The following is a 326-nucleotide window of genomic DNA, read 5'->3' as shown; positions in this document are numbered from 1 at the left end:
ACAGAAGAGGAAATAAAAAAAGCCGACGAGATTATTGAATTAACCTCGAAGTTCCCGGGCGCCCTGCTGTGCCTGGTCCACGAGCCGGCGGGCCGTCACGATGTCACCGCCCGGCGAAAGAACCTGGTGGCCAACCTCAACAGCGTAGCCCGCCGGGCCGCCGCCCGGGGGGTCGAATCCACGTTCCATCCCAACTCGCCCCCCTCCTCGATCACCCGCACCGAGCAGGACTACGATGCCATCCTGCCGGGGCTGGACCCGGAGGTGATCGGGTGGACCCCGGATGTGGGCCATATCATCAACGGGGGGATGGACCCGCTGGCCAA

At 64.4% G+C, this 326-nt stretch carries 1 protein-coding gene; it reads left to right on the top strand.

The genetic code is table 11. From position 1 onward, the window contains the following. Positions 1–326: sugar phosphate isomerase/epimerase family protein (locus ACG2E4_RS18595; protein ID WP_395277527.1), on the top strand; the 326-nt coding region annotated here is incomplete at both ends.

Source organism: Halalkalibaculum sp. DA384 (genome assembly GCF_043951955.1).
Classification (GTDB): Bacteria; Bacteroidota; Rhodothermia; order Balneolales; family Balneolaceae; genus JAMQKA01.
This window is presented reverse-complemented; position numbering and strand designations above follow the sequence as displayed.